This is a genomic window from Rhodococcus sp. RDE2, from assembly GCF_020885655.1.
In the GTDB taxonomy this organism is placed as follows: domain Bacteria; phylum Actinomycetota; class Actinomycetes; order Mycobacteriales; family Mycobacteriaceae; genus Rhodococcus; species Rhodococcus pyridinivorans.
In genome coordinates this window covers 3,816,285-3,830,442 of the sequence record NZ_AP025186.1, presented here as the reverse complement: position 1 = coordinate 3,830,442, position 14,158 = coordinate 3,816,285, and the positions used below count along the sequence as shown (strand labels likewise).

Sequence of the window (14,158 nt, the reverse complement as noted above, 5' to 3'; positions counted from 1 at the left end):
TCCTGTGTCGGACACTTCGGGATAATGGAAGATCGGCTGTCGTTCGACTGCCCGGCCAGTACGGTGCCGGGTGGCAGCGGGGGGCGGTGTCGCGCACACAGCGTGGTGCCGAGCGCAGGTTATTTCAGGAGGCTGACGTAGATGACGGGTGACATGGCGGGCAAGCCGGCGCGGGCGATCGAGGACCTTCCCCGGTTGCTCGCCGCCGTCGCGGAGATCGAACCCAACCGCGTTGCCCTCACCGACGGCGACACCCGTATCGGCTACGCGCGCCTGCGCGACGAGATCGCCACGCTCGACATCGCCATGGGTGGCGCGCTCGGTCTCGACGCGCTGTTCCCGGTCGTCCTGTCGAACATCGCGCCCGCTCTGCTGGGTGCTCCGGGTCTCGCGGGGGTGGTCGACGCCCTGCTGGACGACGCCGTCGAGGTCCTCGGCGACGATGCGGCAGCACCGGCCACGGTCGATCCCGACACCCTCGTGGCGCGTTTCGACGCCCAGGTGGCGCGGACCCCCGATGCGGTCGCTCTCGAGTTCGACGGGCAGGCCCTGACCTACCGCGAATTCGATGTCCGCGCCAATCGTCTCGCACGTCACCTCATCGGTCTCGGTGTGGGCCCCGACGCACGCGTCGGTCTCGCCGTCCGCCGGTCGTTCGATTTGCTGGTCGGCATGTACGCGATCGTCAAGGCCGGCGGCGCCTACGTGCCGCTCGATCCCGACCATCCGGCCGACCGCCTCGCCTACGTCCTCGAGATCGCCGAGCCGGTCGCGGTCGTCACCACTGGACGCGACGCCGTCGATCTCCCCGGTTCCGTCCCGGCGCTGACGATCGACACCCTCGACCTGTCCGAGGCCTCCGGCGATCCGATCAGTCCGGAGGAGCGTCGCGGCGCGCTCACGGCCGATCACCTCGCCTACGTCATCTTCACGTCGGGTTCGACGGGACGACCCAAGGGCGTCGCCGTCGAGCACCGGGCGATCGTCGCGAACATCGACTGGCGTCAGTCCGAGTACGGCATGCGCGCCGACGACGTGGTTCTGCAGAAGACGCCGTTCACCTTCGACGTGTCGGTCTGGGAGTTCTTCTGGCCCCTGCAGGTGGGTGCCCGTCTCACGATCGCCGTGCCTGACGGGCACCGCGACCCGGCCTATCTCGCGCAGACGATGATCGAACGCGGCGTGACGACCGCGCACTTCGTGCCGTCGATGCTCGCCGTCTACCTCACCGAGCCCACCGCCGCGTCGGTGAGCACCCTCCGCTACGTCTTCGCCTCCGGTGAGGCGCTGCCCCCGCAGACCGTCGCCCGCTTCTACGAGATCTCCTCGGCGCGTCTGCACAACCTCTACGGGCCCACCGAAGCCGCGGTCGACGTCACCTATTTCGCGACCTCCGCCGACGACACCGTCGTGCCGATCGGTGCCGCCGTGGCCGATACCGGTCTCTACGTCCTCGACGAGGGTCTGCGCCCCGTCCCGGACGGTGTCGAGGGTGAGCTCTACCTCGCGGGCGTCCAGCTCGCGCGCGGCTACCTCCGTCGCCCCGATCTGACCTCCGATCGCTTCGTCGCCGACCCGTTCGGCGAGCCCGGCGACCGCATGTACCGCACCGGCGACCTCGTGAAGACGAACGAGGACGGGCAGATCGAGTACATCGGCCGCACCGACTTCCAGGTGAAGCTGCGTGGTCTGCGTATCGAACTCGGCGAGATCGAATCGGCGCTGCTCGACCACCCGGGCGTGCGGCAGTCGGTCGTCGTCGTGCACTCCGACCCCGCGCTCGGCGATCACCTCGTCGCCTATCTCGTCACCGACGGCCGCGACATCGAACGGTCGGAGCTCGCCGACGCCGTGCGCCGGCGCCTGCCCGACTACATGGTGCCGTCGCTGTTCGTCGAACTCGACGAGTTCCCGCTCGGCGGCAGCGGCAAGCTCGACCGGAAGGCCTTGCCCGCACCGGACTTCAGCTCCCTGCAGCGCGAGTACCGCGCACCGTCGACGGCCACCGAGCACGCCGTCGTCGCCGCCTTCGAGCAGGTCCTCGGCATCGAGCGGCTCGGTGTCGACGACGACTTCTTCGAACTCGGCGGCAACTCCCTGAGCGCGACGCGGGTCGTCGCGCGGCTCAGCGCCGATCACAAGGTCCGCATCGACGTCCGCGAGTTCTTCGATGCCCCGACAGCGGCCGAACTCGCTTCGCTCGTCGACGCCGCCATGGCCTCGGGCGGCGACGGACGCGCGCCGCTGGTCCCGCAGGTGCGTCCGGAACTGGTGCCGTTGTCGCTCGCGCAGCAGCGGATGTGGTTCCTCAACCGCTTCGAGCCCGAATCGGCGGTCAACAACATCCCCGTGGCGATCCGCCTGTCGGGGGCACTCGACGCGGCGGCCCTGCAGGCCGCGGTGACCGACGTGCTCGGCCGGCACGAGTCGCTGCGGACGATCTACCCGGACGTCGACGGCGTGGGCTACCAGCAGGTGCTGCTGGTGGACGAGGTGGTGCCCGACCTGACGCCGGTCCCCGTGGCCGAGTCCGATCTGATCGCCCGGGCCACCGAGATCGTCGGCACCGGCTTCGACGTGACGACGCAGGTCCCCTTCCGGGCCCGGTTGTTCGCCGTCACCGAGACCGGGACCGCGGCCGAGCACGTGCTGGTGCTGGTCGTGCACCACATCGCGTCCGACGGCTTCTCGATGGGTCCGCTGACGCGCGACGTCGTGACGGCCTACGCTGCGCGCGTCTCGGGCGACGCCCCACAGTGGGAGCCGCTCGCCGTGCAGTACGCCGACTTTGCGATCTGGCAGCGGGAAGTGCTCGGCTCGGAGGAGGATCCGGAGTCGCTGATCTCGTCGCAGGTCGCGTTCTGGCGGGAGACCCTCGCCGGTCTGCCCGAGCAGCTCGATCTGCCGGCGGACCGTCCGCGACCGGCGGTCGCGAGCTACCGCGGTGCCTCGCACCGGTTCGTCTTGGACTCCGGACTCCGTTCCGCCGTCCGCGATCTCGCCCGCCGCACCTCCACCACCGAGTTCATGGTCGTGCACGCGGCACTGGCGGTGCTGCTGGCGCGTCTGTCGGGCACCGACGACATCGCGATCGGCACTCCGGTGGCCGGTCGTGGCGACGCGGCGCTCGACGACCTGGTGGGCATGTTCGTCAACACCCTCGTGCTGCGCACCCAGGTGGAGGGCGGCGAGTCGTTCGAGCAGGTGCTCGGACAGGTGCGCGGCGCCGACCTCGAAGCGTTCGGGCAGGCCGACCTGCCGTTCGAGCGGCTCGTCGAGATCATCGCCCCCGAACGGTCGACGGCACGGCATCCGCTCTTCCAGGTGATGCTGACATTCCAGAACCTGGACTCGGAATCGCTCGACTTGTCCGGCCTGACGGTTGCGTCGTTCGACTTCGACGCTGCACTGGCGAAGTTCGATCTGCAGGTCACAGTGTCCGACGACGCCGAAGGTGGCTACCTCGTCGATCTCACTTATGCGACGGATCTGTTCGATGCCGCGACGATGGAGGTCTTCGCCGAGCGCTTGACGCGGATCCTCACCGCGGTGGTGACCGAACCCGCACTTGCGGTGGGGGATGTGGATCTGCTCGACGAGGTCGAGCGCGCCGAGGTGCTCGAGGTGTGGAATGCCGCCGAGCACGAACTCGGTGGGGTTCGGACTCTGGTGGATGTGTTTGCCGGGCAGGTGGAGCGCACGTCGGATGCGGTCGCGGTGGTGTTCGAGGACGAGTCGCTGACCTACGCCGAGTTCTCCGATCGTGTGAATCGTCTTGCGCGGCATCTGATTGGGTTGGGTGTCGGCCCTGACGTGCGGGTGGGTCTGGCGATGCGCCGCTCGACGGAGTTGTTGGTGGGGATGTACGCGGTCGTCACGGCCGGTGGTGCGTATGTGCCGATCGATCCGGATCAGCCGGCCGAGCGTAATGGTTACATTCTCGATACGGCGGCGCCGGTGGTGGTGCTCACCTGTGAACGCGACGGTTTCGTGGTGCCGGGGGAGAGGTCTGTCCCGAGCCTGGCGATCGATACGCTGGATGTGTCGGGTGTCTCGGCCGAGCCGGTCACCGATGCCGATCGGGTTGCGGCGTTGTGTCCGGGCAATACGGCGTATGTGATCTTCACGTCGGGGTCGACGGGGCGGCCGAAGGGTGTGGCGGTGCCGCATTCGGCGATCGTGAACCGGTTGGTGTGGATGCAGCACGAGTATCCGTTGGGCGTCGATGATGTGGTGTTGCAGAAGACGCCGGTCACCTTCGATGTGTCGGTGTGGGAGTTCTTCTGGCCGTTGCAGGTCGGTGCGCGGTTGGTGGTGGCGGCGCCCGACGGTCATCGGGATCCGGGTTATCTCGTCTCTGTGATTGCGCGTAATTCCGTCACGGTCGTGCATTTCGTGCCGTCGATGTTGGCGGTGTTCGTGGCGGAGTCTGCGGTTGTTGAATGTTCGTCGCTGCGTTATGTGTTCGCTTCGGGTGAGGCGTTGCCGCCGGCGTTGGCGGCCCGGGCGAGGGCCTTGTTGCCCGGTGCGGGGCTGCACAACCTGTATGGTCCGACCGAGGCTGCGGTGGATGTGACTTTCCATGAGGTCACCGATGCGGATGTGGTGTCGGTGCCGATCGGTGGGCCGGTGTGGAATACGCGGGTTTATGTGCTCGATGGGCGGTTGCGGCCGGTTCCGGTGGGTGTTGCGGGTGAGTTGTATCTGGCGGGTGTGCAGTTGGCTCGTGGGTATGTGGCGCGGCCGGATCTGACGGCGGATCGGTTCGTGGCGTCGCCGTTCGGCGGTGGGGAGCGGTTGTATCGCACGGGGGATCTGGTGCGGTGGACCGCTGCCGGTGAGCTCGAGTACATCGGGCGTACCGATTTCCAGGTGAAGTTGCGGGGTCTGCGGATCGAGCTCGGCGAGATCGAGACTGCGCTGCTCGAACACGCGGCCGTTTCGCAGGCGGTGGCGGCGGTGCGTCGGGAGCAGTTGGTGGCGTATGTGGTGCCGGACGGTGGTGTGGTCTTCGATCAGGAGGCGGCGCGGTCGGCGCTGGCTGCGGTGCTGCCCGGTTATATGGTGCCGTCGACGTTCGTGGTGCTCGATCGGATGCCGGTGAATGCGTCGGGGAAGACCGATCGTAAGGCGTTGCCGGAGCCGGTGTTCGAGGTGCGGCAGTTCCGGGCGCCGTCGACTCCGGTGGAGGAGATCGTCGCGGGGGTGTTCGCCGAGGTGCTCGGGGTCGAGCGGGTCGGTGCCGATGATGATTTCTTTGCTCTCGGTGGTAATTCGTTGATTGCCACGCAGGTGGCGGCGCGGTTGGGTGCGGCGTTGGATACGTCGGTGCCGGTGCGTGTGTTGTTCGAGGCGTCGACGGTGGAGGCGTTGGCGGCTCGTGTCGAGGCGCATACTTTTGATGGTGGTCGTGCTCCGTTGGTGGCGCGGGAGCGTCCGGAGCGGGTGCCGTTGTCGTTGGCGCAGCAACGGATGTGGTTTTTGAACCGGTTCGATACCGGGTCGGCGGTGAACAATATTCCGGTGGCGATCCGGTTGTCCGGGGAGCTGGATGTGGCGGCGTTGCAGGCGGCGGTGGCCGATGTGCTCGGCCGGCACGAGTCGTTGCGGACGGTGTATCCCGAGGTCGACGGTGTCGGTTTCCAGCAGGTGTTGTCGGTGGCGGAGGTGGTGCCGGATCTGTCGCCGGTGGCGGTGGCGGAGTCCGATCTGCTCGCCCGGGCGACCGAGGTCGTCGGTGCCGGTTTCGATGTGACCGTTGAGGTGCCGTTGCGGGTGCGGTTGTTCGCGGTGTCGGAGTCCGAGCATGTGTTGGTGTTGGTGGTGCATCATATTGCGGCGGATGGTTTTTCGATGGGTCCGCTCACGCGTGATGTGGTGACGGCGTATGCCGCGCGGGTGGCGGGTGACGCTCCGCGGTGGGAGCCGCTGCAGGTGCAGTATGCGGATTTCGCGTTGTGGCAGCGGGAGGTGCTCGGTTCGGAGGATGATCCGGAGTCGCTGATCTCGTCGCAGGTCGGTTTCTGGAAGAACGCTCTGGCGGGTGTGCCGGAGCAGTTGGATCTGCCGGCGGATCGGCCGCGTCCGGCGGTGGCGTCGTATCGGGGTGCTGCGCATCGGTTCTCGATCGGTGCGGATCTGCGGTCGGCGATCGTCGATCTGGCGCGGCGGACGTCGACGACCGAGTTCATGGTGGTGCATGCGGCACTGTCGGTGGTGTTGGCGCGGTTGGCGAACACCGACGATGTGGCGATCGGTACTCCGGTGGCCGGTCGTGGTGAGGCCGCACTCGATGATCTGGTGGGGATGTTCGTCAACACGTTGGTGTTGCGGACGCGGGTCGATGTGGGGGAGTCGTTCGCCGAGTTGCTGGCACGGGTGCGTGCGGGTGATCTCGAGGCGTTCGGGCATGCGGATGTGCCGTTCGAGCGGTTGGTGGAGGTGCTCGATCCGGAGCGGTCGCAGGCGCGGCATCCGTTGTTCCAGGTGATGCTCTCGTTCCAGAATCTCGCGCAGCAGGTGTTCGAGTTGCCGGGGTTGAGGCTTTCCGGTGTCGATGCGGGCGCGGTGACGGCGAAGTTCGATCTACAGGTCACGGTTTCCGGCGACAGCACGGACGGTTATCTGGTCGAGTTGACTTATGCGACGGATCTGTTCGATGCCGCGACGATGGAGGTCTTCGCCGATCGGTTCACCCGTGTCCTCGGTGCAGCTGTGGCCGATCCGGTCCTGCCGGTGGGGGATGTGGATCTGCTCGACGAGGTCGAGCGCACCGAGGTGCTCGAGGTGTGGAATGCCACCGAGCACGAACTCGGTGGGGTTCGGACTCTGGTGGATGTGTTTGCCGGGCAGGTGGAGCGCACGTCGGATGCGGTCGCGGTGGTGTTCGAGGACGAGTCGCTGACCTACGCCGAGTTCTCCGATCGTGTGAATCGTCTTGCGCGGCATCTGATTGGGTTGGGTGTCGGCCCTGACGTGCGGGTGGGTCTGGCGATGCGCCGCTCGACGGAGTTGTTGGTGGGGATGTACGCGGTCGTCACGGCCGGTGGTGCGTATGTGCCGATCGATCCGGATCAGCCGGCCGAGCGTAATGGTTACATTCTCGATACGGCGGCGCCGGTGGTGGTGCTCACCTGTGAACGCGACGGTTTCGTGGTGCCGGGGGAGAGGTCTGTCCCGAGCCTGGCGATCGATACGCTGGATGTGTCGGGTGTCTCGGCCGAGCCGGTCACCGATGCCGATCGGGTTGCGGCGTTGTGTCCGGGCAATACGGCGTATGTGATCTTCACGTCGGGGTCGACGGGGCGGCCGAAGGGTGTGGCGGTGCCGCACGAGGCGGCGGTCAATCAGATCCGGTGGATCACGGCCGAGTACGGGTTGGGTCCGGCGGATGTGGTGTTGCAGAAGACGCCGGTCACCTTCGATGTGTCGGTGTGGGAGCTGTTCGGCACTCTCGCGGTGGGTGCGCGCATGGTACTGGCGACTCATGACGGTCACCGTGATCCGGTGTATCTGGGTCGGGTGATCCGGGAGCAGTCGGTGACGGCGACGTCGTTCGTGCCGTCGATGCTGGCGGTGTTCGCGACCTCGGTGACGCGGGAGGACTGTGTTTCGCTGCGCACGGTCTTGGTGGCGGGTGAGGCCTTCCCGTTCTCGACGGCCGAGCAGTTCTGGCGGATCTGTGATGCGCAGTTGCACAATCTTTATGGTCCGACGGAGACAACGGTGCACGCCACCGCACGTGCGGTCGTCGGTGTCGAGGGTGGCTCGGTGCCGATGGGTGGGCCGGTGTGGAATACGCGGGTTTATGTGCTCGATGGGCGGTTGCGGCCGGTTCCGGTGGGTGTTGCGGGTGAGTTGTATCTGGCGGGTGTGCAGTTGGCTCGTGGGTATGTGGCGCGGCCGGATCTGACGGCGGATCGGTTCGTGGCGTCGCCGTTCGGCGGTGGGGAGCGGTTGTATCGCACGGGGGATCTGGTGCGGTGGACCGCTGCCGGTGAGCTCGAGTACATCGGGCGTACCGATTTCCAGGTGAAGTTGCGGGGTCTGCGGATCGAGCTCGGCGAGATCGAGACTGCGCTGCTCGAACACGCGGCCGTTTCGCAGGCGGTGGCGGCGGTGCGTCGGGAGCAGTTGGTGGCGTATGTGGTGCCGGACGGTGGTGTGGTCTTCGATCAGGAGGCGGCGCGGTCGGCGCTGGCTGCGGTGCTGCCCGGTTATATGGTGCCGTCGACGTTCGTGGTGCTCGATCGGATGCCGGTGAATGCGTCGGGGAAGACCGATCGTAAGGCGTTGCCGGAGCCGGTGTTCGAGGTGCGGCAGTTCCGGGCGCCGTCGACTCCGGTGGAGGAGATCGTCGCGGGGGTGTTCGCCGAGGTGCTCGGGGTCGAGCGGGTCGGTGCCGATGATGATTTCTTTGCTCTCGGTGGTAATTCGTTGATTGCCACGCAGGTGGCGGCGCGGTTGGGTGCGGCGTTGGATACGTCGGTGCCGGTGCGTGTGTTGTTCGAGGCGTCGACGGTGGAGGCGTTGGCGGCGCGTGTCGAGGCGCATACCTTCGATGGTGGTCGGGTGCCGTTGGTGGCGCGGGAGCGTCCGGAGCGGGTGCCGTTGTCGTTGGCGCAGCAGCGGTATTGGTTTCTCAACCAGTTCGACACAGAATCGTCCGCGGTGGACAATATCCCGATCGTCGTGCGTCTAGAGGGAGAACTCGATCTTCGAGCGCTACGGACGGCCGTCGCCGATGTCATTGCGCGTCACGAGACTCTCCGTACGGTATACCCGAATTCTCCGGGCGGACCGTACCAAGTAATTCTTCCGCCGGACCGCACTCTCCCTGATCTCGCCGTTCCAGAGGTTGCAGAGTCCGATCTGGAATCAGAAACTCTTGCGTTCCTGTCGACAACTTTCGATGTCACGCGCGAAGTGCCTGTTGCTATGCGCATTTTCCGCGTCCGTGAATCCGAGTACATTCTCGCTCTTGTTGTGCACCACGTCTCCGCAGATGGTGCGTCGATGACGCCCTTTGCTCGTGATGTGATGTCTGCTTATGTTGCGCGTATGCAGGGCGAGACTCCATCGTGGGAGCCTCTATCCGTGCAATATGCAGATTTCGCGTTGTGGCAACGCGAAGTGCTCGGCTCGGAGGACGATCCGGATTCGATTGTGGCGGCCCAAATCGAATATTGGAAACGGCAATTGTCAGGTTTGCCCGAGCAGATCGAACTGCCAACCGATCGGCCGCGGCCGCCGGTGCAAAGTTATCGCGGTGCGTCGTTGCACTTCACCGTGGATTCCGATCTCCACCATCGTTTGCTCACGGTGGCGCGTCGCAACAATGCGACCTTGTTCATGGTGGTGCATGCGGCGTTAGCAGGCTTGCTTGCTCGTTTGACGAGGACGAGCGACATCGCGATCGGTACTCCGATTGCGGGTCGGGGTGAGCGTGAACTGGACGATCTGATCGGTATGTTCGTCAATACGCTTGTATTTCGAACGCGAGTTGATCTGGCACAGAGCTTCGAAGAGTTGTTGAAGAAGACCCGTGATATCGATCTGGGTGCGTTCGGGCACGCCGACGTTCCGTTCGAACGTTTGGTAGAGCTGTTGAATCCTGTGCGATCAACCGCTCGTAATCCGCTCTTCCAGGTCGGGTTGTCATTCCAGAATCTTGCACCGGTTGGCTTCGACCTTCCCGGGTTGAAAATATCGACGCCTGATTACGAGTTGCCGCTCGCAAAAACGGACCTGCAATTGACGGTGTACGACCGCTACCGCGAGGACGGATCGCCGGAGCGAATTGATGCGACCTTCACATATGCGACGGACTTGTTCGACGAGCAGACGGTCGTGGGTTTTGTGGAACGATTCGTTCATCTGCTCGAGACGGTTGGTGTTGATCCGAGTGTGCCCCTAGGGGATATCGACCTGCTCACCGACTCAGAGCAGTCGCAGTTGTTCGGCGCGTGGAACGACACCGCCCACGGAACCGACACCGGAGCGACCCTCGTCGGTTTGTTCGACGAGCAGGTCTCCGTGCACCGCGACGATGTTGCGTTGGTGTACGAGGGCCGGCGGTGGACCTACGGGGAGTTCGATTCGTCGGTCAACCGTTTGGCCCGGCACCTGCTCGGTCTCGGTGTGGGACCGGAGGATCGGGTGGCGTTGGTGATCCGTCGTTCACCCGAGTTGTTGGTGGGCATGTATGCGATCGCGAAGACCGGCGCTGCCTACGTGCCGGTCGATCCGGAGCAGCCTTCCGAGCGCAACACCTACATCCTCGACACGGCCGCTCCCGTCGCGATCGTGACGACGAGCGGCGACCGGGTCGAACACGGCACTGCGCCGGTCGTCGAACTCGACCTCCTCGACCTCGATGGGCTCTCCGACGATCCGGTCACCGACGACGACCGGTCGGCTCCGCTGCGGCCGGGCAACACGGCGTACGTGATCTTCACGTCGGGTTCGACGGGCCGGCCGAAGGGTGTGGCGGTCTCCCACGCTGCGATCGTCAACCAGTTGCTGTGGAAGCGTGAGTATTTCGGTATCGGGTCCGACGACGCGGTGCTGCTCAAGACCGTCGCGACGTTCGACTTGTCGGTGTGGGAGTTCTGGTCGGCGCTCACCTCCGGCGCCCGTCTGGTGATCGCCACCGCCGACGGACACCGCGACCCCGACTATCTGCTCGCGTTGCTGCGCGACGAGCAGGTGACCACGCTGCACACGGTGCCGTCCATGCTGTCGATGCTGATGACGGTCGCGGCCGGTGAGGTGGCGCCGTCGCTGCGGCAGATCCTCGCGATCGGTGAGGCACTGCCCGCGGCGGTGGCCCAGCAGTTCCGCGCGGACAACACCGCGACGCTGTACAACCTCTACGGTCCGACCGAGGCGGCGGTGTCGGTGACCGTCCACGAGGTCGGCGAGGCGGATCGGACCGTGGTCCCGATCGGTGTGCCGGAGTGGAACACCGCTGTCTATGTTCTCGACGACCGGTTGCGGCCGGTGCCGCCGGGCGTTGCGGGCGAGTTGTATTTGGCGGGTGCGCAGTTGGCGCGGGGCTACCACGACCGTCCGGACCTGTCCGCGGACCGGTTCGTCGCCGACCCGTTCGGACGCGGACGCATGTACCGCACGGGCGATATCGTGCGATGGAACCGTGCCGGTCGGCTCGAATACCTCGACCGGGCCGATTTCCAGGTCAAGGTGCGCGGTTACCGCATCGAACTCGGTGAGGTCGAGACCGTCCTACGAGAGTTGCCGGACGTGAAGGATGTCGCCGTCCTGGTGCGCAGCACCGCCCATCTCGGTGATCGTCTCGTCGCGTACGTCGTGCCGACCTCGGAGGCGTTCGACGCGGCGGCGACGGGTGCGGCGCTCGCGGAGCGACTGCCGTCGTACATGGTGCCGTCGGCCTTCGTCGAACTCGACGCGCTGCCGCTGAACACCAACGGCAAGCTCGACCGGCGGGCCCTGCCCGACCCCGAACTCGACGCGGGGCAGTTCCGCGCTCCGACCGATCCGGTCGAGGAGATCGTGGCCGTGACCGTCGCCGAACTGCTCGGTGTCGAGCGGGCCGGGCTCGACGACGATTTCTTCGAACTCGGCGGCAACTCGCTGCTCGCGACGCAGCTTACTGCCCGGCTCGGTGCGGCACTCGACACCCGCGTGCCGGTCCGGACCGTCTTCGAGGCGTCCACGGTGGTGGCGCTTGCTGCCCGGTTGCGGCCGTCGGTGGGGCACGGGGCACGTCCGGCGCTGACTGCGGTTCCGCGGCCGGACCGGATCCCGCTGTCGCTGGCGCAGCAGCGGATGTGGATTCTCAACCGGGTCGATCCCGAATCGGGTGTCTACAACATCCCGCTGGTGCTCAGACTCGAGGGCGCACTGAACGTCGGAGCGCTGGAACGTGCGATCGATGCAGTGGTCCAACGTCACGAGACTCTTCGGACCAGGTATCCGAGCGACCAGGATGGCCCGTACCAGGGGTTGCTGCGGTCCGAGGAATTCGAGTTCGACTATCGGTTCGAGAAGATCTCGCCGGAAGTAGAATTGTCGGATCTTCTGAAGGAATCGGTAGGCAGAGGGTTCTCTCTGCACAGCGCTCCTCCTTGGCGCGTGAGGATCTGGGAGATCGCTCCCGAGGAACACATCCTGACGCTCGTTGTGCATCACATTGCGACAGACGGTGAATCGATGGCTCCCCTTGCCAGAGACGTGATGACCGCCTACACCGCATTCGCGAATGACGAGAGTCCCGGGTGGCAACCGCTGGCGGTCCAGTACGCCGACTACACGTTGTGGCAACGCGCAGTCCTCGGTTCGGAGAACGACCCCGAAGCTCCGATTGCAGCCCAGATCGAGTATTGGCGGAAGACTCTTGACTCCCTGCCCCAATGGTCCGGAGTGCCCGTAGATCGTCCTCGGCCCACGATTCCCTCGCACCAGGGTAGGACTCTCGCGTTCTCGGCGCCCTCATCCGTGCGTGAGAAGCTGGAGGCGCTCGCCCGAAAGTCTGGTGCCACTCTGTTCATCGTGACGCATGCTGCGCTCGCAGTGCTGCTTTCGCGGACAAGTGGTGACCGAGATTTCGCAATCGGAACGCCGGTTGCCGGGCGTGGACTCGAGGAGATCGATGACGTCGTTGGAATGTTCGTGAATACGCTTCCTTTGCGTACCCAGGTGCACCCTGAGCTTCCATTCGCCGAATTCCTCGACCTAGTTCGTGAGACGGATATCTCGGCATTCGACAACTCTGACGTTCCATTCGAGAGGATTGTGGAGATTTCCGGACGGAGCGGATCTCCTGATAGTCAGCTTTTTCAGGTCGTCTTTTCTTTCGAGCCCATGAAGAACGCCCGCTTCTCGATTCCTGGTCTCGAGATAGAATCCCTGGACCTGTTCGGCTCCACGGCCAAGTTCGACTTGCAGCTCACCATGGCGCAGAATCCGGATAACGGGGATTTCGTAGGGGAGTGGATCTACTCGGCAGACCTGTTCGAACAGGCCACCGTGCAACGCCTGACGGACCGATTCGTACGCGTCCTGACGGCGGTGAGCGATAACCCCTCTGTGGAGGTCGGACGCATTCCGATCCTGACGGAAGAAGAGAGACGGGCGTTGCTCGGAGGGAGCGAGACAAAGGACTCCGAATCCGGGAAGTTCTTAAGGTCTTCGCGCGTATTACCGCAACTGTTCGCCTCCAATGTCGAGGAGGATCCGGAAGCTCCCTGCCTCTCGATCGGTGAGACCGACTACACCTACCAAGAGGTCGATGCGCGCTCATCTCAAATTGCTCGACTGCTGGTGTCCGAAGGGTTGGGTACGGGAGACGCTGTCGGCATCGAGTTCGATGGGTCGTTCGACTCCCTGTGCAGCCTCTGGGCAATCCTCCAGGTCGGCGCGGCGATCTGTTCGCTCAATTCTGGCGTAAACGTCCAAGCCCGGCAGATGCTGTCGGCCGCAGTTGTGACCTCGCGCGCTGCGGAGAGCCTGGGCTCTGTAGGCCGCATCATCGATCTCGGTGATGCAAAAGTGCAGGATCGGCTGGCGGCCACCTCGACTCGGAGCTTCTCTTACTCGGAGCGTCTACGTCCGCTGACACCTGATTGTCCCGCGTGGATCGATATGGCAGGAGAGGGAACATTCACCGAATCCGTGGACCACGGCACGCTTGCCGGATGGCTGACGTTCACCCAGGACCGCATCGGGCTGACGTACGAGTCGCGACTTTCCAGATTGGGGCGCCTCGGAGATCTTGGCGGGATTACTGCCGTTCTATTGGCAGGTGTAACCGGTTCCGCTTACGTTGTGGCGGAGCAGAGGACCGGCTTCGAACGCGTTTCCGGTGATGCGGCGGACTCGGAATGGATTACGCACCTGGCGCTTCCGCCTGAAATGGTCAGTAGAGTCGCAGTGGGGGAGATAGAGGATCTGGAGTGTCTGATTCTGGACCGATTCGATGACTCCATCTCGGTCACCACTGAGGACGTCGAAGTGGTCTCTCTCGGATCCGAGCACCTCGGGGCCGCAGGGATGGTGCAAGACTGACTTGCGCTCGATGAGCACGACCAAACCATGGTGCACGACATCGACCGAGGGAACCAACGGGGCGATCTCGTGGCACGCCGGCGGGGAAATCGAGTTCTGGCATACAGACGGA

1 protein-coding gene is annotated in these 14,158 nt (G+C 65.1%); it reads left to right on the top strand.

Translation table 11 applies throughout. The annotated features are described in order from the left end of the window. The first annotated feature begins 141 nt into the window (after window positions 1-141). A complete protein-coding gene (locus LPH33_RS17855) occupies window positions 142-14,046 on the top strand; it encodes a non-ribosomal peptide synthetase (RefSeq protein WP_229565300.1) in 13,905 nt (4,634 codons plus the stop codon). Window positions 14,047-14,158 lie beyond the last annotated feature (112 nt).